The sequence below is a fragment of the Candidatus Roizmanbacteria bacterium genome (assembly GCA_016700135.1).
In the GTDB taxonomy this organism is placed as follows: domain Bacteria; phylum Patescibacteriota; class Microgenomatia; order UBA1406; family GWC2-37-13; genus UBA1450.
Map to the genome: position 1 here is coordinate 930,872 of CP065004.1, position 25,903 is coordinate 956,774.

General features: G+C 38.5%; 22 protein-coding genes and 1 pseudogene. 10 read left to right on the plus strand and 13 right to left on the minus strand.

The window, feature by feature from the left end:
- Nucleotide 1: 1 nt before the first annotated feature.
- Entirely contained in the window at nt 2-1,501 is a 1,500-nt protein-coding gene (locus IPM65_04915) for a glycosyltransferase family 39 protein (GenBank protein QQS43465.1), read from the minus strand.
- A gap of 37 nt (nt 1,502-1,538) precedes the next feature.
- Nucleotides 1,539-2,585: a hypothetical protein gene (locus tag IPM65_04920; GenBank protein ID QQS43466.1), complete on the minus strand. Its 1,047-nt coding sequence runs from the start codon at nt 2,583-2,585 to the stop codon at nt 1,539-1,541.
- A gap of 49 nt (nt 2,586-2,634) precedes the next feature.
- Between IPM65_04920 and IPM65_04925 the strand changes: the two genes are divergently transcribed.
- Both IPM65_04925 and IPM65_04930 read left to right on the plus strand, forming a co-directional pair.
- Complete coding sequence (locus tag IPM65_04925; protein ID QQS43467.1) at nt 2,635-3,411, plus strand: glucose-1-phosphate cytidylyltransferase; 777 nt, start codon at nt 2,635-2,637, stop codon at nt 3,409-3,411.
- 4 nt (nt 3,412-3,415) lie between these two features.
- Nucleotides 3,416-4,375, plus strand: a complete 960-nt coding sequence (locus IPM65_04930) for a GDP-mannose 4,6-dehydratase (GenBank protein QQS43468.1) — start codon at nt 3,416-3,418, stop codon at nt 4,373-4,375.
- On the opposite strand, the gene IPM65_04935 is transcribed toward IPM65_04930, so the two are convergent.
- On the minus strand, nt 4,372-5,535 hold the full coding sequence (locus IPM65_04935) for an N-acetylneuraminate synthase family protein (GenBank protein ID QQS43469.1): 1,164 nt from the start codon (nt 5,533-5,535) through the stop codon (nt 4,372-4,374). The genes IPM65_04930 and IPM65_04935 overlap by 4 nt on opposite strands.
- Nucleotides 5,536-5,827: 292 nt before the next feature.
- On the opposite strand from IPM65_04935, the gene IPM65_04940 reads away from it, so the two are divergent.
- The 8 genes from IPM65_04940 (at nt 5,828) to IPM65_04975 (ending at nt 14,797) form a co-directional block, all read left to right on the plus strand.
- Nucleotides 5,828-6,709 carry a class I SAM-dependent methyltransferase gene (locus tag IPM65_04940; protein ID QQS43470.1) on the plus strand — a complete coding sequence of 294 codons (882 nt, stop codon included), beginning with the start codon at nt 5,828-5,830 and terminating at the stop codon, nt 6,707-6,709.
- A 1-nt stretch (nt 6,710) separates the two neighbouring features.
- Nucleotides 6,711-7,772 (plus strand): 3-dehydroquinate synthase, encoded by a 1,062-nt coding sequence (locus IPM65_04945; protein ID QQS43471.1) that lies wholly within the window; start codon nt 6,711-6,713, stop codon nt 7,770-7,772.
- A gap of 5 nt (nt 7,773-7,777) precedes the next feature.
- Nucleotides 7,778-9,190 (plus strand): hypothetical protein, encoded by a 1,413-nt coding sequence (locus IPM65_04950; protein QQS43472.1) that lies wholly within the window; start codon nt 7,778-7,780, stop codon nt 9,188-9,190.
- Nucleotide 9,191: 1 nt separating this feature from the next.
- The gene (locus IPM65_04955; GenBank protein QQS43473.1) at nt 9,192-11,039 is read left to right on the plus strand and encodes a thiamine pyrophosphate-binding protein; all 1,848 of its coding nucleotides are present in this window, start codon (nt 9,192-9,194) and stop codon (nt 11,037-11,039) included.
- Nucleotides 11,021-11,908 carry an NAD(P)-dependent oxidoreductase gene (locus IPM65_04960; GenBank protein QQS43474.1) on the plus strand — a complete coding sequence of 296 codons (888 nt, stop codon included), beginning with the start codon at nt 11,021-11,023 and terminating at the stop codon, nt 11,906-11,908. Before IPM65_04955 ends, IPM65_04960 begins: the two co-directional genes overlap by 19 nt.
- Nucleotides 11,905-12,570 (plus strand): SDR family oxidoreductase, encoded by a 666-nt coding sequence (locus IPM65_04965; protein QQS43475.1) that lies wholly within the window; start codon nt 11,905-11,907, stop codon nt 12,568-12,570. Before IPM65_04960 ends, IPM65_04965 begins: the two co-directional genes overlap by 4 nt.
- 17 nt (nt 12,571-12,587) lie before the next feature.
- Complete coding sequence (gene rfbH / locus IPM65_04970) at nt 12,588-13,841, plus strand: lipopolysaccharide biosynthesis protein RfbH (GenBank protein ID QQS43476.1); 1,254 nt, start codon at nt 12,588-12,590, stop codon at nt 13,839-13,841.
- Nucleotides 13,842-13,996: 155 nt separating this feature from the next.
- On the plus strand, nt 13,997-14,797 hold the full coding sequence (locus tag IPM65_04975) for a hypothetical protein (GenBank protein QQS43477.1): 801 nt from the start codon (nt 13,997-13,999) through the stop codon (nt 14,795-14,797).
- On the opposite strand, the gene IPM65_04980 is transcribed toward IPM65_04975, so the two are convergent.
- From IPM65_04980 to IPM65_05025, 10 genes and pseudogenes are all read right to left on the minus strand, one after another.
- Entirely contained in the window at nt 14,774-15,304 is a 531-nt protein-coding gene (locus tag IPM65_04980) for an acyltransferase (protein QQS43478.1), read from the minus strand. The genes IPM65_04975 and IPM65_04980 overlap by 24 nt on opposite strands.
- Nucleotides 15,270-17,438: a hypothetical protein gene (locus IPM65_04985; protein QQS43479.1), complete on the minus strand. Its 2,169-nt coding sequence runs from the start codon at nt 17,436-17,438 to the stop codon at nt 15,270-15,272. The genes IPM65_04980 and IPM65_04985 overlap by 35 nt, the downstream gene beginning before the upstream one ends.
- On the minus strand, nt 17,431-18,477 hold the full coding sequence (locus tag IPM65_04990; protein ID QQS43480.1) for a hypothetical protein: 1,047 nt from the start codon (nt 18,475-18,477) through the stop codon (nt 17,431-17,433). The genes IPM65_04985 and IPM65_04990 overlap by 8 nt, the downstream gene beginning before the upstream one ends.
- Before the next feature lies 1 nt (nt 18,478).
- A pseudogene (locus IPM65_04995) lies at nt 18,479-19,659 on the minus strand (DegT/DnrJ/EryC1/StrS family aminotransferase).
- Nucleotides 19,656-20,471 carry an alpha-1,2-fucosyltransferase gene (locus tag IPM65_05000; GenBank protein QQS43481.1) on the minus strand — a complete coding sequence of 272 codons (816 nt, stop codon included), beginning with the start codon at nt 20,469-20,471 and terminating at the stop codon, nt 19,656-19,658. The pseudogene IPM65_04995 and the gene IPM65_05000 overlap by 4 nt, the downstream one beginning before the upstream one ends.
- Nucleotides 20,472-20,473: 2 nt before the next feature.
- Complete coding sequence (locus tag IPM65_05005) at nt 20,474-21,412, minus strand: GDP-L-fucose synthase (protein ID QQS43482.1); 939 nt, start codon at nt 21,410-21,412, stop codon at nt 20,474-20,476.
- Complete coding sequence (locus tag IPM65_05010; GenBank protein QQS43483.1) at nt 21,396-22,319, minus strand: glycosyltransferase family 2 protein; 924 nt, start codon at nt 22,317-22,319, stop codon at nt 21,396-21,398. Before IPM65_05010 ends, IPM65_05005 begins: the two co-directional genes overlap by 17 nt.
- A 48-nt stretch (nt 22,320-22,367) precedes the next feature.
- The gene (locus IPM65_05015; GenBank protein QQS43484.1) at nt 22,368-23,156 is read right to left on the minus strand and encodes a glycosyltransferase; all 789 of its coding nucleotides are present in this window, start codon (nt 23,154-23,156) and stop codon (nt 22,368-22,370) included.
- 28 nt (nt 23,157-23,184) lie between these two features.
- Nucleotides 23,185-23,703, minus strand: a complete 519-nt coding sequence (locus IPM65_05020) for a hypothetical protein (GenBank protein QQS43485.1) — start codon at nt 23,701-23,703, stop codon at nt 23,185-23,187.
- 45 nt (nt 23,704-23,748) lie between these two features.
- Nucleotides 23,749-25,821: a M23 family metallopeptidase gene (locus IPM65_05025; protein QQS43486.1), complete on the minus strand. Its 2,073-nt coding sequence runs from the start codon at nt 25,819-25,821 to the stop codon at nt 23,749-23,751.
- Nucleotides 25,822-25,903 lie beyond the last annotated feature (82 nt).

The window sequence follows — 25,903 nt, forward strand, 5'->3', positions numbered from 1 at the left end:
ATTACTCCTCCATCCCCCAACTGTAAATCTCAATCGGCCATTTGTCAGTCGGAGAAACCTCAAGACTTTCGACCCGATACTCAAGTTTCATATTTTTCTTGGCGTATTGCTTGATGTCTTCGGGCAGGATACTCTCCCAGTCCTCGACGATGAGAAGTCCTTTTTCATGTTTTGATTGTTCCTTGAGAAAGTCTTTGAGAGTTCCGTACTCCATGACGTTATTCACAACGTGAGGACGCGGCGGATTTGCGTGTTTGGCAAAGTAAGCATCGGCATTCGGTTTTTCAGTCAGGTACCATCTCTGTGCGTCGATGATATCATTGAAAATTATCATGTCCTGATAATTCGGATATTTTTTTTCGATGAATGCAAAAGCGTCTTTGTAGTTGGCATTTTGGACATCGGCGTAGAGGTCCGCATTCGGACTGTAGTAGACAGCAGGTTTCCTGGAGATTTTGTATCCGCCAGTGAGAAGTATGAGAGCGATAATTCCGCAGATGAGACCGCTTTGTTTATTAAACATCTTTTCCCCGGCTCTTGCCCAAAATACTCCGAAAAACACATAGAGTACCGGGAAAAGCGGAAGAATATATCGTATGTTGTGAGAGGGTTTAAAAAAAGTCCATAAAAATAATAGAGCCATCCCCCACAACCCAATTCCGAATACTGCTCCAATGTATTTTTTATATGAGAGGAGTAACCCAAACAAAGCCGGTAGGACAAGAAACAGATACTGTCTGGCAAAAAGCTCCCGTAAGTATGTGACATTGTTGACTTTTGAAGAGTTGAGATTAAGTAGATGCTGATAGGCTTGAGAGACATAAACAAAAAGAAGAATTCCCAGTATCCCCAGAGCAGTCCATATAAGATGCTTCTTTGCAAACGAAAACAGGGATTTTCGGTAATGAATGATGATAAATCCGCCGTAAATTACAAAAAACAAAGATGCAACGATATGAAAAAGCCAGGCGACAAATGACAAAACTACTACTCCGACGTGTAGTAATATTTGCTTTTTTCTCTGAAGATTCTTTTGGGATAATAGCTGAAGACAGTATACGATTGCAAGGATGATGGCAGTCAGCGCTGCATATGAACGTGCCTGTGTAGCATATGCCAGATTGAGTTCTGCAAACGAGTACAAGAATGCGGAAAGAAGACCGCCTGCTTTGTTTGAAAAGTTCTTTCCGACAAGATATGCCAAAAATATGCCGACGGTTCCGAAGATGACCGAAGGAATTCGGGCTGCCCATTCAGAAACTCCAAATATGAAAAATGATACTGACATCACGATCACTTGAAGTGGTTGATATGATGCTCCTACTATAGAAAACAGATCAGTAATTGCTGTTTTACCTTGAGCAATATCGCGGGAAATACTTGCGATATATGATTCATCAGCCCAAAAGGAATGATCTGCTGAGATCCCACGAAGTCTGAATAAAAAACCGAGAACGATGATTCCTGTAAGCATGAGATAAGGAAGATATTTTGATTTCATATGGTATTACTTTATTTATAGCAGAAATTGGCCCTATTTAGGTAACCCAACGCATAAAATGTTTATAATTCCGTTTCAATATATGATCAACAGTTGAGATAAGCGGAATATGGTTTTTTTTCGATTTAAGATTGCCGATCCCTTGCAAACTTCCGATCAATATAAATACGAATGACCAAGATGCAAGGTTTATTGCAGCCTGATCCATCATAGATACAAGTAATAGTGGGCAGACTAAAAGAAATACTAACGCAAGCATGAATGTGGACTCAGTTAGCATCCGGTGATGGAGAGACAATAATATCCATGCTAAAGCTCCAAAAAAGAATCCAACGGAGTGAATTGATGGAAAAAGTATTGAGGAAGTGAATAAGAGAATAGATAGAATTACCACTGTAGGTTGCAGCAATACTTTTACAATTCTTTCTGAGGTCAAATTTGAAATAAAGTCACGGTATCGTTTATACAGGAAGATCCCTAAATAATAGAAAAAAACAGAAGAAATATAAAATATACTGTTTCTCGAATGGAACATGGTAAAGCTATATTGAGATATTTTTTCTTTCAGAAAACTTTGGATTTGTTCTGGTTTTTTCAGAACAGTTGTCCGATCAAATTGGTACAGTACTTCATAGGGATAAGTTTCATTCTTCAATAAAACAAAGTTGTTAGTGTTTTCTTCTGGAGTAATTGTAAATACATATTTTTCTCTCATCTTCTGTTCAATAGGAGGGAAACCAAACGGAAAATCATTTTTATAATATATATCATGTATCGAGTAGTTGTTCTGATACAGTATTTTGTGAGAGGTTTCCTCAGTCAGCGTGAAAGTAATTGATCCTTTTGCGGATTCTGGTTGTTGAAAATGAAAAATTACTGTTCCGATTTTACCAATATCGGGTGGTATCCGTCCCGATATCCTTTCGCTATTGTTCGTAACAAGTCCTGTTTCATCAATCTTCCGTACAATCGAAAAGAATCTTCCGTCATGTAGGTAGATTGATATCGCATATAGACAAAAACTTAATACAAAAATCCCGAGAGGGATAAAGAATAATCGTATGATGTTTTTTCGATACTTCATTGAATAACAGTTGTTTAGTAATGAGGGTTTTTCATTATATAATACCTATATGAAAACTATTATACTCTGCGGCGGAACGGGAACTCGACTGAAAGAAGAAACTGAGTTTAAACCGAAACCGATGGTTTTCATTGGGAACAAACCGATCCTCTGGCATATTATGAAAATATATGCAGCAGCAGGATTCAATGAGTTTATTCTTGCGCTCGGATACAAAGCTGACTACATCAAGGATTTTTTTCTCAATCAGAAGGCATTTACTGCTGACTTTACTCTTCATACGAAAGATCATCAAACTACGTACTACCTGGAAAATCGAAAGGAAATTGACAATTTTACTATTACGTTTGTTGATACAGGAATCGACACTCAGCCGGGAGAGCGTGTCCTTCGATGCCAGGATTATATTCCGAAAGAAGATAAATATTTTATGTTGAATTACGGAGATGGAGTGTCAGATGTAGATGTAAAAAAGATTGTTGATTTTCATAAAAAACAAAAAACTCTAGGGACGATAACAGGTGTCCATCCCAGATCAAAGTTCGGTGTTGTCAAGGTAAATAATAACGGGATTGTACAGAAATTTGATGAAAAACCAATTACTTCAGAATGGATAAATGCGGGGTTTATGGTTTTCAACCGTGAAGCTCTGAAGTATTTCCGACCAGGAGAGCTTGAACACCCAGCACTTCGAAGACTTGCACGAGAAAAGAAGTTATCGCTGTATCCTCATGAGGGATTTTGGTACTGTATGGATACCTATAAGGAAGTTGAAGAGTTAAACGAAATGTGGGAAAGTGATTCTCCCCCGTGGAAAATCTGGTAAAACTATGAACACACTAAAAGGTAAAAAAATACTGGTCACAGGCGGCACGGGTTTTGTCGGATCACATCTGGTGAAAGCTCTTATCGAACAGGGAGCCCATGTTGTGACCACTTTTCTTCAACTTGATCCGCTCTCCTATTTCATGACGGAAGAACTTGATAAAAAAACAGTGATGGAGCGCATTGATCTTGTGGATTTTGATCGTGTATTTGATCTTGTCACGAAGCATGAAGTTGAATATATTTTTCATCTTGCAGCGCAGCCCTTGGTTGATGTCGCATATTACAATCCCCGCCGCACTCTTGAGTCCAATATCAACGGAACTATAAATATTCTGGAAAGTGCCAGGCTTTATCCGAAAGTAAAAGGAATTCTTGTTGCTTCATCTGATAAGGCATACGGTAAACACGGAGAGATCAAATACAAAGAAACTGATGCTCTCAAAGGTGATCATCCGTATGAGGTGTCAAAGTCCGCTGCAGATCTCATCTGCACATCATATGCAAAGACATATGATCTTCCGGTTGTCATAACACGTTTCGGAAATATTTACGGTGAGGGCGATTTGAATTTTTCACGAATTATCCCCGGGATTATGCGTTCACTTATCACAAAAGAAACACTTGAGCTTCGAAGTGACGGTACGTTTGTCCGAGATTACCTGTATGTCAAAGATGTCGTGGATGGCTATATCCGTCTTGCTGAGAATATAGAAAACGCAAAAGGAAAAGCCTATAATTTCGGTTCGGATGATACTCTTTCAGTATTGGAATTGATAGATACGATAGAAAAGAGCCTAAAAACGAAAATTTCTTATGATATTCTGAATACTGCCAAGAATGAGATCCCCTATCAATCTCTTGATTATTCAAAGATAAGAAAGGAATTCAACTGGAAACCAGAATATAGCGTAAAGAATACCGCACAATCTATCAAGAAGTGGTATGTCGGGGTATTCGGTTAAGCGTGTTTTACTGATGGCTCTCTGCTTTTCTTGGATGATTTTTTCGATTTCTGCTTTTCTTCTTCCGGTGCGGACAGTTCAATTCCCCGTTCATAAATGCTCTGCTTAAGATCTTCATTATAGGCATATGGACTATCAATATCATCAATAAATATGGGCTGGTTCTTTTTTATTGGATTTCTTAGCACTTCTCCGTCCATGAGTTCCCGACAGGAAATCTGACCCTTCAAAAGCGGTATTGCCATATATACATCTTTATCTGTCAGGACATGTCCTTCCGGCAGGTTTTTCTTTGCATAAACACCTCGAACCAGCTGGTCAAGATACGTTGTTTCTTTATCTGGAGGGGTTCTTTTTATATCTGCTGATCCTCCACACATTGCACGAGCCTGATGAAATGATTTAAACCAAGTATCAATCTGATGAGGTAATGAGCAGTAAGGCGAGACAGGGATACCGTCTTTCTCAATATCAATATGACGTTCCCAGGTACGGGCACCTTTCGCGTATGAAAGAAGCATGGATGAATACCAGTCCGTGTATTCGTGTGTTGAAAATCCTATCACATGCTCTGGATATCTTTTTTTCAAAAAATCAACTTGGTTCAGTTCTAATTCATTATTTTCCGATGGATAAATTGAAACACAGTGATTTATAGCAAGAGGAATATTTCTATTTTCAAAAAACGTGACCAGATCGTCCATATCTTTCAATGATGATCCTCCGGTTGAAACAATAACAGGTTTCTTTGTTGCAGCAATTTTCTCAATCAACACCCAATCGTTGATATCAGAACTTGCAATTTTGATAATCGGCAGATCAAGTTTGACACAAAGGTCTACTGATTTCTCATCGAAAGGTGTAGCAGTTGGGATACAACCATTTTTTCGTATTGCATTGACGAGCACTGCATACTCTTCGTCTTTAAGGACTGTTGCTAAGGTCTTTTTTATGTACCGTACATCCGTACGGTTACGGTAATCTTTATGAATAAAAGTCTCAACATCCCTGAACTGCAACTTGATTGCAGCACGAACATTATTAAATCGGACAATTTTTGCAAAATCGCTGATGATTTTTAGTCCACGGTTTACATCGCCCCAGTGATTGTTTGCTAATTCTAGGACAAAAAGGTCTTCAAAAATTTGGTTATTTATCATAAAGAGTTTAGATTTTAAATCGTGCTTATAGTACACCTAAAACAAGATGAAGTCAATACGACAGATAGGAAACAGTATCTGGTGTATAATTGTTACACGTTATGAGTTCCAGCTTCATTATATGGCGGTAATACAGAAATGTCCGGTGTGTGAAAGTCCGGATACTTCCCTACTTTATACACAAAAATTTGCAGAACATTTTAAGCATGATATCACTGCCTGTAATAATTGTCATTTTATCTTTGTCAGTAATGCTCCAAGCCAAAAATACTATGACAAGTATTATAAGGTCATGTCAAAGTATGAGCACGGGAGGGATGAAGACCTTCATAACAAATACTTCTCAATAGCCAAAAAATTTACACATAAAGACTCATCAATTCTTGATATAGGCTGTTCGACCGGCAATTTACTTCATATTTACAAGCAAGAAGGATACAGAAGTTTGTTGGGAGTCGATCCTTCACCTCGATGCAAATCTGTCGCAAAAAAGGAGTTCAACATTCCGGTGGAAACTGCCACAATCTCGTCATTCAAACCAGGAAAAAAGTTCCAGTATGTGATACTTGCAATGGTTTTGGAGCATTTGAAGGATGTACGTGCAAACGTCGCAAAACTCGAAAAACTTGTAGACGAAAACGGCTATTTGTTTATTAGTGTACCGAATGCTGCAAGGTTTCATGAAGCGGTAGAAGAACCTTACTATGAGTTTTCTACTGAACATATCAACTTTTTCTCTCCAACACACCTGTTTTTACTAATGAAGAACTTTACTTGTGTTCATTTGGAAACAGATGAGCGGGTAATATATTCAGTCTGGCAGAAAGGAAACAATCTGAAAAAAACAATGAGTTCATATATCTCCTTGTCAAAAAAACGGTTTCAGGATGTTAAAAAAACAATTGATAGTCTTCCACCTGAGATTCTAGTTTGGGGATCAGGAGCCTTGACACAGAAACTATTAAATTCTACCAATCTAGGTAAGAAGGTGTATAAGTTTATTGACAGAAACAAACATCTTATCGGCTCAAAACTGAATAATGTAGATATTATTGCACCTTCCGATATTCATAAGTATGATTATCCGATCCTCATATCCTCTTTCAGATTTCGAGATGAGATTCAAAAAGAAATTAAAGATCTCAAACTAAAAAATAAAGTTATAACGTTTTAGAATGAATAGAACACTCACAGTTTCATCGACTTCAGGTAGCTATCCCGTCACTTTTGTTGATGACTTGAGAGACGGACTTAAGAAAACCGGGCAGAAGAACGCACATTTACTGCTCGATAGTCACATAGGCAAAATGTATAAGAAGATTGATAGCACTGCATTCCTTTCAGTTTATGAATTTGACGCGAGGGAATCAAACAAAAATCTCACTGAAGTTCAAAACTATGCACAGTTTCTAATAAAAAACGGTATTAAAAAGAGCCATCAGGTTGTAGTGATTGGCGGTGGTCTTATCCAGGATATCGGTTCGTTTACTGCGCATATTCTGCTTCGGGGTATAAACTGGGTTTTTATACCAACCACACTTTTGAGCGTTGCAGACAGCTGCATCGGTTCAAAATCCGGCATAAATGTCGGAGCATATAAAAATCAAGTAGGTGCATTTCACCCACCAAAAGAGATTTATATTTATCATGGTTTTCTTAAAACGCTTCCGGCGCAGGAAATACAAAACGGTATTGGGGAGATATTAAAACATGCTCTAATCAAAGGCGGTAGTTCCTATCAAAGCATTACCGAGAACTTATCTCATATTCAGCAGGACAAAGTGAAAGGTGAGCAGGTCATCTATGAAAGTCTTTTGATAAAAAAAGAAATTGTTGAAGAAGATGAGTTTGAAAAGGATATTCGTCGTTTGCTGAATTACGGACATTCATTCGGACACGCATTGGAAGGTTATACAAAAAATAAAATACCGCATGGGATCGGGGTGAGTATTGGTATGGATATTGCAAATTTTGTATCTATGAAAAGAAAGCTGATAACTCAAGAGCAGTTTGATGAAATAAGCCGTGTCCTAAGAACGTATATTCCCTACGATCAAATTCAGATTGATGATATCGACCTGTACCTAAAGTTTCTTTCCCGTGATAAGAAAATCATTGGAGATAAACTCTATGCTATTCTGTGTGAAGGCATAGGAACAATTAAAATCACGCCTATCAAAATCGATAAGGAGCTTGGAGATCAGATTACGGAATATTGTCAGTCTTTCAAAAGATAACTATTATGTCACAGTTTGTAGGTATAGATATTGGAGCAAGCTTCGTGAAAGGGGCAGTTTTTGATCTACAGACAGGATCAATTCACAGTATTGTTAAGTATCCTTCTCCTGAGAATAATCTCACTCATTCCGGCAGTGCACCATTACGCTTTGAAATCGACGGCAAAGAGTATGTAGCTCTTGCGAAAAAAATAATAGATACATTCCTTTCCAGACATGACAATATCGAAGGAATTGTTTTTTCAACTCAAATGCATGGAATGATTCTTGTTGATTCTGAGAATACTCCGCTTTCCCCTTTTATCGGTTGGCAGGATGAACGGCTGCTTGAAACAAATCTGAAAACCGGGGTAACATGGATGGATGAAGTCCATAATCGACTGATAGACATTGATACTTTGCAAACTGGAATAACGTTACGGTCAGGGCTGATGGGGAGTACTCTTTTCTGGTTGCAGCAGAATAATAAACTTATTCCAACAAGCAAAGCACTTTTCCTTGCAGATTTTGTAGCAGTTTCACTGACATCAGGGAAAGCATGCGTAGACGTAACGAATGCCTGTGGCTCAGGATTATTTAATACTAAAAAAGGAAGTTGGGATAAAATAATATGTCGGGCACTCCACATCCCTCTTTCAGTGCTTCCCGATGTTGTACCGACGGGAACGTCGATTGGAGCTCTTAATCTAAACGGGAAACAGATTCCTGTATATGTTTCAGTCGGTGATTTACAAGCAGCGGTTTTAGGCAGCTTAGTTAAACCAAAAACTGAATTATCAATCAATATCGGGACAGGTTCACAGATTTCGATTATTCATGACAGATTTCAATCCGGAAATTATGATATCCGTTCATTTTTTGATAACTCATATCTGTATACGGTAACCCATCTGCCAGCAGGACGTGCACTGAATGTAATTATTGCACTAATTAAAAACTTTAGTAAGTCTGTTCTGAAGAAAAATATAAATGATACTGAAATTTGGGGGAATTTACTTTCGTCATTGCATAAAAAGAAGAATAGTGAAGGACTGAAAGCAAATATTTCCTTTTTTAAGAATAATGCAACAAGCATGCAAACTGGAGCTTTTTCTTCGATCACTGAGCATAATTTTACCGTTGAAAACATTTTCTATGCAGCAATAACAAGTATGTCTCACAATTACTACCAGGCATTTCAGAGACTACCGGGACATGAAACCATTGATCAGATAATTTGCTCTGGTGGAGTTATACGTCAAATTAAAGAGCTTCAGGATTGCATCAGGAAAACATTCCAAAAACCTCTCCAAATGGCTCAGTATGAAGAGGAAACATTGGTAGGACTCTTTATAATTGCCAGGTACTGCCGGCACGACTTTGATACAATAAAGGCGGCTTCAGATTCCGTTAAAAATCAACCTATTCGATTTGCATAATATGACAAAACCACCCAAGAAAACAGTGAAATTGAGCGATTATCTGTTTGATGAATTATACAAACGTGGTGTTACTCATATTTTCCTCCTGTCAGGAGGAGGTAATATCCACCTGATAGACTCTGTTGGTAAAAGTAAAATCAAATATGTCTGCAATCATCATGAACAGGCAAGTGCCACATCCGCAGAAGGATATGCCAGGGCTAAAGGTGATATCGGTGTATGTCTTGTGACAACCGGTCCCGGCGGAACAAACGCTATCACCGGTGCTCTCGGGTCATGGCTTGATTCAATCCCGATGCTTGTCATCTCAGGGCAGGTGAAGCGGGAGCTAATCGGTGCCGGTACTGAGCTTGGACTCCGTCAGTACGGTCCCCAGGAAATAAACATTATTGATATGGTCAAACCGGTTACAAAATATGCGGTGACGGTGATGGATCCGAATGACATTAAGTATCATCTTGATAAAGCTATATATTTAGCTAAAGATGGCAGGCAAGGACCTGTTTGGCTTGACATCCCACTTGATATACAGGGTGCCCAAATCGACACTTCAAGTTTAAAGACTTTTAATACTTCAGAAGTAAAGAAACCGTATCAGACGGATAAAGCAAAACTTAAAAAACTGGTGTCAGAAACCCTTGATAAGCTGAGAAGTGCAAATCGCCCGGTTTTTTACGCGGGAAACGGGATACGACTTGCCGGTGCAGCCGAGCAGTTTCGGGAGCTAGTCAATCTTCTGAAAATTCCTGTTCTCATGAGCTATGTCGGATACGACCTTCTGCCTACAGATCATCCTTATTACTTCGGGAGAGCTCATGCGCTCGGTCAGCGTGCTGCCAACTTTATTGTCCAAAACTGTGATGTATTGCTCTCAGTCGGTGCAAGAATGGATATTCTGACCACAGGTTTCACTTATCAGGCATATGCCCGAGAGGCATATAAAATCATGGTTGATGTTGATAAGAATGAGATCAATAAACCGTCACTTTCAATTGATATGCCGATTCAGTATGATGCAAAGGAATTTATTGAAGAAATGATTCGTCAGATAAAAGCGAAACCTCTCAGACTTGATATCCAGAACTGGCTGGATTACGGTCGGAATCTCAATCAAAAATATCCGAATATTCAGCAGAAATTCTGGAAGGAAAAAAATTACGTCAATCCATACTGCTTTATTGAAACTATTGCAAAATATTTCAATAAAGATGAAACTATTGTTGTTTCCAACGGCGTTGGTCCCCTAAACTGTTCTTATCAGGCGCTTCCTATTAAAGGCACACAACGGGTCATCCTTAACCTAGGTTGTGCACAAATGGGATATGGGTTACCGGCCGCAATAGGGGCTGCTTTTGCATATGATAAAAAGAAACGTATTATTTGTTTTGAAGGCGACGGTAGTCTTCAGCTGAATATTCATGAGCTTGAAGTCATGAAACATCACAACCTACCGATCAAGCTATTTGTTTACAGTAACGACGGATATCTTTCCATTCGTAATACACAGAAAGGATTATTTAAGGGTAACTATACTGCTACAGACTCTGGCAGTGGAGTCAGTTGTCCCGATTTCGTAAAAGTAGGAAAAGCATATGGCATACCATCAATAAGAATTCACAACCACTCTGACATGGATCGAAAGATCAAAGAAGTGCTTAATTCGGAAGGACCGATCCTTTGTGACCTGAATGCAGTTCGTGATCTTACCCTTACTCCGAAATTACAAACGAAGCAAACTCCGGACGGGAAATTCATCTCTCCGACCCTTGAAGACATGGCACCTTTTTTGAGTGATGAAGAATTACGAGCAAATATGCTGATACCATTATGGGAAGAAAAAAACTGACGGTATTGCTAACCGGATCCGGCGGATATATCGGGAAGAATGTCCTTACACAACTGTCTGACTCCTATAACTTTCTAGCACCCAGAAGTAAAGAACTTGATCTGACGGAAGATACAGCCGTATCAAAGTTTTTTCAAGAACATTCAATTGATGTGGTTATACATGGGGCAGTCGTAGGAGGAAGCAGGAAGGAAGAAGCGCAGAAAGATGCCCTGAAAACAAATCTTCGAATATTTATGAACATCATGCGTAACGCTGGCAGGTACTCAAAACTAGTACATCTGGGATCAGGAGCAGAATATGACAAGAGATTGCCTATGGTAGACATTTCCGAAGATGAATTTGATCGGAGCATCCCGAATGACGATTATGGCTTTTATAAATACTTATGTTCAAAATATGTTACAAATACTCCAAATAGTGTAAATTTGCGAATCTTCGGAATATTCGGTAAATATGAGGATTATAGACTGAGATTTATTTCGAATGCAATATGTCGTAATATTCTTGGCTTGCCTATTACAATAAACCAAAACGTAGTATTTGATTATGTATATGTCAATGATTTTGTAAAGATAATTGATTATTTTATTCAGAATGACACAAAGGAAAAACAATATAATATTGCTACAGGAAAAAAAATTGACTTGGCAACCATTGCTGGGATCATAAACGAGATCTCAGGTAAACCATCTGAGATAATCATTAAAAATCCCGGGATGAACAATGAATATACGGCAAATGCAGATAAACTAAAGAAGGAGTTGGGAAATTTCTCGTTCACTCCTTTCAAGAAATCTGTTTCTGAATTATATATCTGGTACAGAGAGCATATGAATGAGTTAACAATTACAAAGGAAATCTTATGAATAGGACGGTATTTATTACGGGGGGTGCACGGGGGATTGGTAAAACGTTAGTTGACCACCTTTCTTCGCTTGGATATGAAGTTGTCGCTCCGTCAAGAGAAGAGATGGACCTATCTGACTCTGAATCAATTGCAAATTATTTGCAGAATCACTCTGATTTGAAAGTGGATATCCTTATAAATAATGCCGGCATTAATAAACCTGAATGGATTGAGGAAATGACCGATAAAAATATTGAGGACACGATCCGTATCAATCTGGAATCCCCTATTCGATTACTTCGGGGACTGATCGGTCATATGAAAGAAAAAAAATGGGGACGGATCGTCAATATCAGTTCGGCTTTTGGAATTGTAGCCCGCGGGAAACAGGTTTTGTATTGTTCGACAAAACACGGGATAAACGGTATGACTAAAGCTTTGGCCTTAGAACTTGCTCCCTATAATATTTTAGTTAACTCAGTTTGTCCCGGATTTGCCGAAACAGAGATGGTACTTAGAAATCCTAAAGAAAAAATCGCATCGATTGAAGCAGATATTCCTCTCGGGCGTCTGGTTAAACCTGAAGAAATCGCTCATCTCGTCGAGTTTTTAATATCTGAACAAAACACCTATATGACGGGAGCTGAAGTAGTCATTGACGGTGGATTTAGTGTAAAATAGGGAGTTTTCCAGTCTATATGAATAAAGCAAATTTCAACTCAGGTGAAACCTACATTCCCGTCTCAGGAAAAGTGTATGATCATAAAGAGATTGATAATGCTATAGAAGCCTCAAAAGACGCATGGTGGACAGAAGGGCGTTTTGTCAAGGAATTCGAAAGAAAATTCAGAAATTTCATGGGACGTCGTTATGTTTCATTGGTGAATTCAGGATCCTCTGCCAATCTTATAGCTCTCTACTCTCTTACCTCATCAGTATTCGGCAAACGGGCTTTGAAAAAAGGTGATGAATTTATCACGGCAGCAGTAGGTTTCCCCACAACAGTCAATCCGGGTATTCAATTCGGCCTTACTCCGGTATTTGTTGATGTTGATTTGAAGACTCTCAATATGGATGCGGATCAGATTGAAAAAGCAATTACACCACGGACAAAGCTTATTATGATGGCTCATACTCTGGGGATTCCGTTTGACCTTGAAAAAGTCCAATATCTCGCTAAAAAGCATGACCTTTGGCTTATTGAAGACAGCTGTGACGCTTTAGGGTCTCGTTATGACGGTAAGTTTGTCGGAACATTCGGAGATATCGCTACATACAGTTTCTATCCTGCCCATCAAATGACTATGGGTGAAGGAGGCGCGATTATCACAGACAATCCGCTCATCCACCGATCGATTCGGCAATTTCGGGATTGGGGTCGGGACTGCTGGTGTGATACTGGGCAGGACAATACCTGCGGAAAACGCTTTGGTTGGCAGCTTGGAGATCTTCCGTTCGGGTATGATCACAAATATATTTACTCTCAGATCGGTTTTAATGTAAAGCTCACCGATTTTCAGGCAGCAATCGGGGTCGCTCAGATCGATAAAGTTCCCGGATTTATTGAAGCAAGAAAAGAAAATTATAAAAAGCTACATGCCTTTTTCAGCAACTATCCTGAGTATTTTCAACTCATTGAACTTTCAGGAAAAGAAGATCCGTGCTGGTTTGGATTTCCTGTTATTGTGAAAGAAGATGCTCCGTTTACGCGAAATGAACTTACACACTACCTGGAGGATAATAAGATCGGGACACGAAATGTATTTGCAGGGAATCTGTTGAGACATCCGGCTTATCTAAACTTAAAAAAGAAACGGGTGGTCGGCAAAATCAAAAACGCTGATGTCGTCATGAAACAGGCATTCTGGCTCGGCGTCTGGCCGGGGATAAAAGAACAACAAGTAACATATATCTTAAGGACGTTACAAACTTTTATTAAGCGTCACCAATGAGGATTGATAAAAATCGTGTTATTGCAATCCTTGTTTTAATACTGCTTGGAACACTTCTCTACTATATACAAAATTTAAATAATAAGCAGATAAGCACAGTTTCTGTTGCTCGCAAAGAAATGATAGAAAAAGGTGAATTATTCAGTGATAAGTATATGGAAAGTTCACCTTTTGTATGGAAAGGAAAACTCTATTACCTTATATCGGACAGAAACGATGCTGAGCAAAAACATAGTTTAGTAATTTATGATCATGAAAAAAGAGAAAAAATCTCACCGCATTTCGGCGACCAATTGAGTCTTGCAAGTGCTTTTGTAGACGGAGATACTCTTTATATTTACGGTACGAAAGACTGGACAGTATTCGGGAAATCAGAAGTATTTGAAATCAAAACCAAGAATTTGAAAGATTTTACTGGTCCGCGAAGTGTTTTTAAAGCAAATGAAAATATGCGGTTTTTTAATACGTCAGTTACTAAAGATGAAGATAATGGTGTGTATGTTATGGCACTTGAGACTGATGAAAAAGACAGAACACCTTTTTCGATCCGATTTCTTCGCTCGTGGACTCTGGATGAGTGGCAGATGGACGAGTATGCAGTTTATGGAAATGATACCTATGTTGCCTGCCCGACCATTAGACATCTTGACGGCACGTACTATTTGCTTTTAGGAGATGAACATTTTTATGATCCCAATTGCCCGGAGTGCAAGCAATATATTACCCGTATTGCAAAATCAACGGACCTTATGACCTGGGAAACGAGTGCAATACCTTTCCTCCTGCCTGATCCGGACGGATCGGAAGGTCTAAGTGCTGCAGATGTAGACTTGGCTGAGTATGAAGATAAAACGATTATTCACTATTCTATTAGCGATCAGTCGACATGGGGAGATCTCAAGTCAGCAACATTTAATGGTTCTATGATTGAACTATTTTCTCTTTTCTTTGAGTAATTTTTGTATAATTTTGTCAGAGAAGCGCTTCTTAATAAGCTTTGCCGGTACTCCCCCCATAATTGAATACGGTTCTACATCTTTAGCAACTAGTGCATTTGCTCCAATAATCGACCCTTTCCCGATTCGGACGCCGGGAATGACTGTCACATTAGCACATATCCATACATCCTCTTCAATAGTTACTTTCTTGGTTGTGATTCCCTGCTCTGTGATAGGCTTTTCCCAATCAGAAAAGGCATGGTTGACGCTCAGAATATTAGTGTTTGGTCCGATAAGTACATAATCTCCAATTTCTACTCCACCTTGGCCATAAATATCGGTATTATGGTTGATGTAGACATTTTTGCCAATTGCTACTCCACCGGGTGCAAGGATGCGGCATCCATGCATTATTCGTATTCCTTTCCCGGCAGACTTGAGAAAAATGCTCCAAAACTTACCTCGAAGTGTTGCCTGAGAAAGAATAATGTTATTTGCCAGATTCCTTATGATTTCTTTGAGCATGTCCATATAATACCAGAGAAACGATGGCTAACTGTGTTGCAATTAGTATCCAAAAACCAATTAAAAAGTATGCCTGAGCCTGATACTGGAGAATCATAATTTCATCATTATTAGATGGAGGTATTTCCCATATATTTCTTGTTCCATCCGCAGATTTTACTTTTTTCGCTTCAGGATAAAAATTAAAAAGTGCCAATATTGGATGGTACTTTTGTGTATCCGAAACTGTGTATGCATGCCATTGAGTTGTTTCATTACTAATCAGCACCAGTTTACTAATGTCCTGCTTACTTTCTGTAGTGATTTGTATTGTTGAAAGTCCTAATGATCGATATTTCACCGGTTCTGAATTAACGGATATTAACTCTATTCCTGCACATCTCTGTTGTAATTTCAGAATTATAATTCCGTTATACGCTTTCATATCAGATATTTCAGGATATTTTTGTAGTGATGAGAGGAAATCTCCTGCGGAACCTTCAGTAAGGGAGGCATCATCAATATCCTGTTTGATTACTATGTGTGAAATTCCCATCCGTTTTGTCAGATCGCAAACAGATTTATTATCTTGAATTCTACTAACAATTTCGTTTACTCTACTTTTTGTTGGTGATCCCACTCCGTAATCGGAACTATTCGGTTCAAGAATTTGATAGGGCCATAGATATGGAATAAAATCTACTCCATAATATTTGTTGACAGTTGCGTTATACGTGGGATAGGTACCATAAAATCCCGGTAATATTAAAATTCTTTGAGCATGGGTTTGTTCAAGATACTGCTTTGCATCATCATAATAATCGGGAACATTAAAGGTGATAAGAAGAGGTGTCCGAAAAAATGCAATGACAAAATATGCGGATACTGTTGTCAAAAATCCAATGACTACACGTGCGACAGTCTTCTTTTTCGTTTTAGTTAAAATGATAGCAGCCCCGATTATTGCTAAGGTAATGAGAATAAGTAAAAAGAACCAGTAAAATTTACTTACGGGTCTTCGGAAAATCTGGAATCCCGGGATTGTATAGTACATCCAGTTGAACAGGAATCCGAAAGGATCATTCGGTCCTTTGGTAATAAAGGCACCGAGTAGAAGGAGCAAAGAAAGCAGGTAAAGGTATCCCTTTTTAGCATTTTTTGTAATATACGGTACAAACGCGAGAAGAAGTAAACCTGTAAACAGAAGGAATATTATTCCGTTGGAATAGAATGTGTTTCCTAGCCCTTCAAAGAATAAACTCTCTGCCCTTCCGAAGAAAATGTTTGTAACAGACGCATGCTTGACAGCAGTATTCACTACTTCGTTGATTGTAGTTGATGCCTGATTAATCGTTACGGCTTTTCCGAAATTTGCTGCATATGGGAGTATCCACCAGATATTCGCAAAGATAGCAGATAGAAAGATAAGAAAGGTTCTGACAGTAGTTATTATGAGTTTTTTTCTATTAAAGATGTTAAATAGAAGATAATACCCTCCAAGTATTAGAAATGTGACATATAAAATCCCGATATTTGCAAAAGCAGGCGATGATAAAAAGAAAATGTAGTAAATAGAAATTAAATAGTTCAATTTGTACTTTTTTGATGAAAGAAACTTATCTGTAAATAAAAGAATTAAAGGGAAGGTCATATAAGAATATATTTGGAAAATATGACCGGGGGCTATTATTCCTACAAGGTAGGGCGAAAATCCGTAAAGTACAGCTCCAAAAGTCGTGATTAGAGATATGGAAATATTTTTCTGTTGTAATTTCTCCTGAATCACATATTTCACAAATAAATACATTGAAAGTTGAGAAACAAAAAGCATTGTCGCCAATATTGATATGGAAATTACCGGCCCGCTCATTCCGAGAGTATGGAGAAGCAGGACTGGAAGGTTATATAAGAATAAATATGCCAGAAGATATGCATAATCTCCTCCGCCGCCGACCTGTGGTCCGTACACACTGGTTGTCTGAGCTATCCATTCCTGTGTGACATACGGTGATAAATAATCGGCTGAGCCGATAAACTGGACTTGAAACAAATTACTGTGCCACGCAAAAGGGGCTAAGGACAATAGAAAGAAAATCAAATAAGGATAGCGTTTTCTGATAAATCGTATGATTGAAGTGCTAAGAATATCATTCATGTAAAAAGATGTCCTCTGCAAAATGTTTGTAATCCCACTGTTCTGTTCCCTTTTTCAGAAAACTGTTTCTTGCATCAATATAATTATTATATTCTTCTTCCTTCATAGAGAGCAAATACTTAGTCAGATCCTCAAAGCCGGAAAAGTTTCTGAAGTCGATAAAGGCTTCAGTTGGGATATATTTTTGAATATTTTGTGCTCCAAGATATATCGGTACGCAACCGGCCTTTAAGCTATCAAAGATCTTTTCAGTAATATATCCGTCGATATTCTCCATATTTTCGAAACACAGGCAGAATTTATATTTACTCAAAGTTGAAATCTTATCTTCCACGGATCCTTGGTATGATGGGTAACCTATATATGATAAGACGAAGTCTTGCATGAATTTCGGAACTTTCATGAAATTTCCCTTCAATACAGAATAAACAAATTTAATATTGAGCGGTTTATCCCAGCCGATTCCGTACAAATCGAAGTCATCGGGATAATGCTTTTCATAGAATCGAATCGCTTTAATCCTTAAAGAATACAACTCATTCGGATTATAGTTTGTTTTATGCGCATTAATTAGTGTGAGCAGCTTCTTTGCAGAAAATGAAGGAAGATCTTCTAAAGTTCCATTAAGATTTTGTATCCAGCGATAGTGAAAGTACTTCTTATTGTCGATAAGCGAATCATTCCACGTGTAAATTGTTCCGTAGTGTTCGTGATTTTCAGGAAGCCAGCTTTCCGGTTTGATAATCGGACATTCGGTTATTACTAAATATAGTTTATCTTTTGGAATATCTTCGGATATACACTTTTGCAGATAATGGCTTGGTCCATTTGATTTAAAAGTAAATATATTATGATCAAGAAAGTAGATCCGTTCGGCTTGGTTTAACGGATAACGGTCGACAGTAGCTATTGTTATTCCTTTCTTATGCAGGAAGGTTCGAATTTGCTGCCAAACAATAAAGTTCGGATCAAGTGATGTATCAAAAAGACCATCATTATATAATCTTCCATCATGCGGATCGACCAAAAAAAGCCTCATATTATTCACCAAAAACTTCAATAATGGTTTCGATCTCTTCTTTTGTCAGTTCAGGGTTGTTCCCGAAATAGAGGCCGTTCATATTGATGAGTTTGGCATTTGATTCTCCCAGAATATCCGAATACTTGGGCATGTATTTATGGAAAAATGCCTGTCTAGTCATATCTCCTCCTACAATCGGTCGGATCTCAATTTTTCCTTCACATTTCTCAATCAGTCGATCTCTTATTTTTTGTGTTTTACAGATCACAGGTACTGCAAAATTGGACAAAGTCTCAATTTGATTGTATCTGAGAGGATAATATTTCTTGGTATTTTTAAAGATTTTTGATGCGATTTTTTGAAAGTCTTCTGTCTTGTTGAGACAATAGTATCTAAGTATTGAATCTGGTCATTACCGATAAATCCGTTTATCTCAGTCGGTCTAAGATTGTAGCCGAGATCATAAAATGTGTATTTTGAATAAAAAGTTGATTCCACTCCGTATTGCTTTCTAAGCTGGTTTTGTTTTGTTTCAGGAAGATTTCTGTCCCAACCGTGAGCACGCACGAGCTTCAGCATCGTTGCTACTTCTTCATCGTCAGTACAGACTGCTCCGCCTTCAATTGTAGACATATGATGACCTACAAAGAAGGAAAACGTACTGGCAAGCCCGTAATTGCCAAGTAATTTGCCTTTATAAACCGTTCCCAGTGATTCACAGTTATCTTCAATAAGAATAATTTTTCTTTCATCGCAAATTTTTTTTATTTTGTCGATATCATCACAAAAACCGAGCAGATTGGTGATAAAAAGAATTTTTATCGGATGCCACTTCAGCACTTCCAATAGTTTGGAGCTTGAGACATTCAGCGTATCCAGTTCAACATCAAGAGGGACGGCATCCAGTCCAAGCTGGATTAGCGGCATGGGGTTGGTCGCCCAGGTAAGTGCCGAGAATCCGGCATTCTCACCCTTCTTAATCCGTCCCAGATTCATGAGCGTTTGAATGATGGCGAGATTTGCGGAGCTTCCGCTATTGAAAAACACACAATGCTTCCTTCCCTGATATTTCGCAAAGTTCTTTTCGAATTTTTCGCACTCCGGCCCAATACTAAGCTGCTTCGCGTTCATTATAAAGTTGCATATTTTCTTATTCGTTTCTTCTTCATTATAAAAAGTAGATTTGATAAGTTTGATCATGGATTAGGTGAAATAATAATTTTATTTTTATTCGGATTGAGCCATGCCCCCCACCAGCTGAATGTACTGTTTGCCGTGATATTATGCTTACAGTTGCTCATAAGGATCAGATCTTTATATGAATCCCGTCCGGTATTATGATCGATAAATACGACGTTAGGTAGCAACGGTGAGAGATTCTTTTGGCACCAAGCAATATCGTCCGAAAAGACGAAGTATGTTGCAGCCTTCACCTTACTGTTCATATCATCTATTGTGTTTTTATAGTACTCTATTCCGACAAATCTCGGTCCGGTTTTATTCGTGATATAGTCCCCCCTTCGGACATGAAGACTGATTGAATTTGTTTTTCTCATTTGCTCAACAATCTTTTTATTTTTTTCATCAAGAGGCTTTTTAGGTGTAAACTCCTGAAATAAGATATCTCTTATATGTTCAAAATACATGGTATGTGACCAGTAACCCTGCAGATACCTGTTATCAGGTATTTGACGGTATTGTTCACTATAGTTGTACGGAAATTGCTCAGTAATAATATGTCTGTTAAATTGTATGCCAAAACGTTCATCCAAAAGATACAAAATACGATTCAGTGCAGGATTCTGAATAATACGCATTGCATTAAGGTCATCTTCTGTTGCAATTGACCCTGTGATATTGAATAAATCAAGTTCAAATTCACGGGGAGTATTCAAAAGTGCGTTTGTAAAATGAAGTTTGAGGGTAGTTTTGTTTCTTTCTGCAGTTGCCCGTCCGAATGCATACTGAAACATCTGATTTCCGAGTCCGCCGGTCAGATTTGCTATGATCATCCTTACTTGTGTAAATAATTATTAAGGAACCATTCGTATTCGATCTTAATTCCTTCCTTCAGATCAGTTTTTGGCTTCCATCCGAGTGACAAAAGTTTAGAAACATCAAGTTGTTTCTTTGGTGTCCCGTCAGGCTTTGATGTATCCCAGACAAGCTTTCCTTCAAAACCTACGGTTTCTTTTACAATTTCTGCAAGTTCTCGGATTGTCAGATCAACGCCTGTCCCGATATTTATAATGTCAGGACGGTCATAGGTCTCCATAAGGAAAAGACAGGCATCGGCCATATCATCAACATACATAAACTCACGATATGCATTGCCCGTTCCCCACAATTGAATTTCTTTTTGACCTTCTTTTTTTGCTAGATAAAATTTATGAATAAGTGCAGGAAGAACATGCGCACTCACAAGATCAAAATTATCGTGAGGTCCGTATAAATTAGTAGGCATGACGGAAATAAAGTTGCACCCATACTGCTCATGATAACCCTGACACAGTTTTATTCCTGCTATTTTCGCAATAGCGTAGGCATCGTTTGTCTCTTCAAGAGGACCGGTCATGAAGTATTCTTCTTTAATTGGCTGAGGAGCAAGTTTGGGATAGATACACGAACTGCCTAGAAATATAAGTTTCTTTACTTTATATTTCCATGCAGCATGAATGACGTTATTTTGAATCTGGAGATTGTCATATATAAATTCTGCTTTTCTTGTTTTATTGGCCATAATGCCTCCGACCATAGCGGCTGCGAGAAATACATAATCAGGTTTATTTTCTTTAAAAAAAGCTTCTACCTGATCTTTTTCCAAAAGATCCAATTCTTTTCTTGTTTTTGTAATGATATTTGTAAATCCTTTTTTCTTGAGAGCACGAACAATTGCTGACCCGACAAGTCCGCTTTGTCCTCCTGCGACATAGATTTTATCGTTTTTTTTCATATGGAATAAAAGATTTTAATACTTCAAACAGTATATCGAAAGGCAGATAGAGTTTGTTTAAAATGTATGGGTCATTATACAGAATTGTTTTAATCGTCTCAATGATGAGTGGTATATTTTTTGACCTTATGCCAGCAATTATATTGATAACGGTTCTTTTACTGGCAAAAAAATATGCTTTCTGTATGTTGTTAGTGTAATGAAGATATTTATGTGTGACACGGTAAAAGATATCGAGTACTGTTCCTTTTTTATGAAGTATTGATACAGTTTCAGATGTAGGAGAATATCTCCACGAAGATAAGTACTCATCGAGATAATAAAAGTCTTGTTTTGTAGCAAAACTCATGCAAAGCTCGACATCGCCAATATAACCAAATTGTTCATCCGGTTTTCCCAATTCATCATACAACGATTTTCTAAACATATACCCAGTTGGCACGCAACAAGGATATACTTTCGTTAAGAAATCTTCCATAATCTTCTTCTTTGGAACGAGCATATTTTGATCTTTGTATCGATACAGGTTATGCATTTGTCTTACGAAATAAAAACGGGGAGTTATTTCGTTTCCACGGGTATCAATAATATTAAGCGGCGCCATTACCACTCCCACACTCGGAAATTTTTCAAAAATAGTTACCATCTTTTCAACGCAACTTGAATGCAATAGGTCATCATCCAACAAATATTTCACATATTTTCCTTTAGATAAGGATACTACTTGATTTGAGTTTAAAAATGGTCCAATATTTATTTTATTTTTAATATAACGTATCTTTTTATTGTCTAAACTTTCGATATATTTCTTTGTATCATTATTTTCACTGTTATCAGATATGACAATTTCAATATTGTCATAGGTCTGATCAAGTGCAGATTTGAGAGATTTTTTGAGGTATTCCAATCGATTGTGTGTCGGGATACAAATCGAAACGAGCGGCTTTTTCATACCTTATTTTACTCTAATAATCTTTTCCGGAGGTTTGAAGAGAGTGCGGGGTCGTGAGTAATATTGCATGATATATCTTCGGTAAAAAATGGCAAGGGTATCTACAAATATCCCTTGTATAGATCGTACTGTCGCAGCGGAAGTAAGCTCCGCTAAGGTATAATCCAACTTTATCGGGGCTTCGTATATACGTTTGAATCCCGTCTGTTTTGCTACAACGAGAATTTCGAGATCTCCAGCGAATTTCTTTTCTACCAGTCTCGGCAGGATTTTTTTTAATACTTCTTTTCTGAATATTTTGATACCGGCTTGGGTATCTTTGACATTCACGCCGAACAAAAGCTTGACAAAGTAATAATAGCCGAAGCTGAGGATTTTGCGTTGAAGTGAGTAATTGACACGGGATGCCGGATGGCGCTTGGAACCGACAATGATATCGGCCTCATACCACTCCATATGCTCAAGAAGCATCGAGATACCGTTCGGGTCTATCTCCATCCCGGAGTCCAAAAACATCACATAATCGCCTCGTGATTCATGCATGCCGAGGCGTATAGCATAGCTCTTTCCCCTATTCTCTTTGTAAGCCAGTACTCTGACTTTTGGGATTTTTTTCTTTTTCAGTTTCTCGAATGTTTTATCGACCATTCCGTCCACGACCACAATTATTTCATAGTCATATCTGATAGTATCGAGTACTTTCTTTACATAAAGCACATTTTCTACGATTGTTTTTTCCTGCCGATATGCGGGAATGATGAGGGACAAGAAGTGCGCCGTATTCTCTGCCATGAGGATATTATACAAGAATTAGCTGGGCCTAATTCTCGGGATGATACCTAAACGTCTTTGCTACCATATCGAGGTCATCAAACAGTTCGGGATGAACGGTAAACAGAGAAAATACCCAACCATCCTTGATCACGTAGTAAGTAGGGTAATCACCGTCTGTAGTGTGAGTAAACAAAATAATACCCGGAGAATCATCTATTGTTATCTCTTCTTGACTTATTGCATCGAGGTGATTTATTTCAATAAGATGATCAAGATACTCTCTCAGACTTTGATAATCAGAACCTGATCGTCCGATCACGATTTCCTTCCCGTCATAATCAAGGACCACATTTGTCCACAGATCTTTCATGAGAACCGGTGTTTTGGCATCGAAAGATATCTCAAGGTTTTCCGAGGTAAAGTGCTCAACTTCTGAAGATTTTGTGACCGTGGACTCAGGTTCCTTTTTCGGTGAGGATACAAACCAGGCTACTGCGGAAAGAAGCAATATCAGAATTACAATTCCGAGAAATGTTACATTCTTTTGTGGCTTTTGTTTTTTCATGTTATGTAGTTATATGGTTAAGATTACAGAAATGCGTGACAGTTATCAATACCTGAAAAGATACTGATATATGTATTGGATAAGGTACTGATAGTATTGTTTGATTATTTTGTTTGGATTTTTATTTTTTTTCTTTTCTTTTTTCTGCTTTTTTTCTTTGTTCTTATTCGGTTGATCGGTCACAATGGGATATGGACTTTTGGTTGGCGCTGATGTGATTGTCGGTAGCGGCGTCATTGTAGGTGTTGCTCTCGGTGTGGGTGTCGGCGTTGGCGGAGGATTTTGTATTGTTATTGATGATTTCTTTATATGTTCTTCATTACCGTCGAGGTCAACCGAGAAGTACTCGAACTCATACATGCCTTCGTCCTCCAACATAAACGGCTCTGTATATACCTGCATTTCCTCTCCGTTGATTCGGTAGTAGGTATTCTCTACTCCCAGTGATTCTGCCGGCCCGTCAATTACGGAAAAACTGATAACGGCGCCGGGTAAATAGGACTCATTGAGTATTGTCCCGTCTATCTGAATGGTTGTTATCGGAGAAACGGAATCTATCCTTTCGCCCATCACTACAAAGTCAGTCAGATGATTTACTTCCGTTCTTACAGTATTTGTTGTGCCATCAAAATATGAACTTTCTTTCTGCCAGGTGGTGCCGTCGTCACTGGAATAGACTGAAACTGTATCTTTCTTGTATCTTGAAAGATCTTCGGAAACGACGGGAATGGTAATTGTGAGATATTTATCAAATGTTTTTATAATATTTCCGAATCCGTCCTCAAGTTCGATCCGTAATCTGTTTGAAAGATTATGAAGAGTACCATTCACGATATCATCAACCGTAACGGCAGGAGCCGGAGGAAGCTCCCGAAAGCGGACGATCATATCATGGCTCACAATCTGCATCGGAAACTCGACGGTACTATCCCCCACAATATATTTTTTGCCGTCAGCAGTGAGAGTATACGTCCCGCCTGCCAGCTTCTCAGTCCACAGATAATGACTTTTGTTCCCGGTCCGTGAAAGCCCGTTGTACTCGAATGAATACCCCTCCCAAGGATCTACTTCACTCCCCTGCCATCCGAAGGGATCGAGCAGACCGTCAGGGATGTTGTCATCAAAATTGCCGTCATTATTTTTGTCCTGAACGACCATAAAATGGATATGCGGACCGGTTGTTTTCCCCGTCATACCGACGCGTCCGATCATTTGTCCTGCAATTACCGTTATTGGAGAACCCGATGTAATGAGATCTTCTGAAGAAAGATGACAGTATCTTGTCTGAAATCCGTTCCCGTGATCAATCATAATCATATTTCCGCAGTTCCCCCACTGTTTGTATGTCGCAGTCCCGTTTGCTGCGGCAAGAACGGGAGTATTCAAAACTATGTCTGCCTTTCGCGACCAATCGTATCCGTCATGGCTTGAGTATTCTCTTTGTGATTTTGTTCCGTCAAATTCTGTAATTGTCGCCTCAAATTCTGTAGGCTCTGCCAAACCGCTGCTTAATAACGGATATTGGTGGTCAAAAAAGGAAGAAATTGAAAAAGCAGATTGTTGAAAAGCCGTTCCCGTACTTTCATAATCCCACGGCAATCGTAGAAAAGGAGCAACCTGTTCTGATTCGTCATCAAAATGAGCAATATACAAAGGACTGATATTAAAATATATTTTTGATACGTTATTTTCTTTTATCCAGTTAGCACACAGTTTTCTGTTGTACCGAATAAAAACCTGAGAATCAGCATATCCCAAGTGGGGATATTTCGGTCCCATGAGATGAGTAATATCAAGCGGCGGCATCGGCTTTTCTTCACAACCGCCTTCGTAAATAAACCGCTTCGAGGTGTCACTGCCGTACACTTCCAGTTGTACTCCGACATCTGCCGAACCCGTACCGTCAGGATTCATAGAAAGAAGTACTTTTCCCGACTTCCACGGGACAGGGATTGTCGTATGATACAGAATAGTCGGGAGATACGGATCGCCGACAAACTCCCGGGCGTCAGTCACTTTATACGATTTTACTTCAGCTGCATGTGCCTGCGGAGAGAAAAAAAGAATAAATATAATGGTTAATAAATGTATGTGTAATTGTATAACATTATTTTTCATATCATTAGATTAGATAAATATTTTTGTGAATGCAAGGGATGTCTGCAGATGTTTACTTATTTGTTATGTAATTATACAATCT

Bases quoted from the DNA above. Each gene is read 5' to 3' on its own strand.
- IPM65_04915 (QQS43465.1), bottom strand. From the start codon at position 1,501: ATGAAATCAAAATATCTTCCTTATCTCATGCTTACAGGAATCATCGTT.
- IPM65_04920 (QQS43466.1), bottom strand. From the start codon at position 2,585: ATGAAGTATCGAAAAAACATCATACGATTATTCTTTATCCCTCTCGGG.
- IPM65_04925 (QQS43467.1), top strand. From the start codon at position 2,635: ATGAAAACTATTATACTCTGCGGCGGAACGGGAACTCGACTGAAAGAA.
- IPM65_04930 (QQS43468.1), top strand. From the start codon at position 3,416: ATGAACACACTAAAAGGTAAAAAAATACTGGTCACAGGCGGCACGGGT.
- IPM65_04935 (QQS43469.1), bottom strand. From the start codon at position 5,535: ATGATAAATAACCAAATTTTTGAAGACCTTTTTGTCCTAGAATTAGCA.
- IPM65_04940 (QQS43470.1), top strand. From the start codon at position 5,828: ATGTCAAAGTATGAGCACGGGAGGGATGAAGACCTTCATAACAAATAC.
- IPM65_04945 (QQS43471.1), top strand. From the start codon at position 6,711: ATGAATAGAACACTCACAGTTTCATCGACTTCAGGTAGCTATCCCGTC.
- IPM65_04950 (QQS43472.1), top strand. From the start codon at position 7,778: ATGTCACAGTTTGTAGGTATAGATATTGGAGCAAGCTTCGTGAAAGGG.
- IPM65_04955 (QQS43473.1), top strand. From the start codon at position 9,192: ATGACAAAACCACCCAAGAAAACAGTGAAATTGAGCGATTATCTGTTT.
- IPM65_04960 (QQS43474.1), top strand. From the start codon at position 11,021: ATGGGAAGAAAAAAACTGACGGTATTGCTAACCGGATCCGGCGGATAT.
- IPM65_04965 (QQS43475.1), top strand. From the start codon at position 11,905: ATGAATAGGACGGTATTTATTACGGGGGGTGCACGGGGGATTGGTAAA.
- rfbH (QQS43476.1), top strand. From the start codon at position 12,588: ATGAATAAAGCAAATTTCAACTCAGGTGAAACCTACATTCCCGTCTCA.
- IPM65_04975 (QQS43477.1), top strand. From the start codon at position 13,997: ATGGAAAGTTCACCTTTTGTATGGAAAGGAAAACTCTATTACCTTATA.
- IPM65_04980 (QQS43478.1), bottom strand. From the start codon at position 15,304: ATGCTCAAAGAAATCATAAGGAATCTGGCAAATAACATTATTCTTTCT.
- IPM65_04985 (QQS43479.1), bottom strand. From the start codon at position 17,438: ATGAATGATATTCTTAGCACTTCAATCATACGATTTATCAGAAAACGC.
- IPM65_04990 (QQS43480.1), bottom strand. From the start codon at position 18,477: ATGAGGCTTTTTTTGGTCGATCCGCATGATGGAAGATTATATAATGAT.
- IPM65_05000 (QQS43481.1), bottom strand. From the start codon at position 20,471: ATGATCATAGCAAATCTGACCGGCGGACTCGGAAATCAGATGTTTCAG.
- IPM65_05005 (QQS43482.1), bottom strand. From the start codon at position 21,412: ATGAAAAAAAACGATAAAATCTATGTCGCAGGAGGACAAAGCGGACTT.
- IPM65_05015 (QQS43484.1), bottom strand. From the start codon at position 23,156: ATGGCAGAGAATACGGCGCACTTCTTGTCCCTCATCATTCCCGCATAT.
- IPM65_05020 (QQS43485.1), bottom strand. From the start codon at position 23,703: ATGAAAAAACAAAAGCCACAAAAGAATGTAACATTTCTCGGAATTGTA.
- IPM65_05025 (QQS43486.1), bottom strand. From the start codon at position 25,821: ATGAAAAATAATGTTATACAATTACACATACATTTATTAACCATTATA.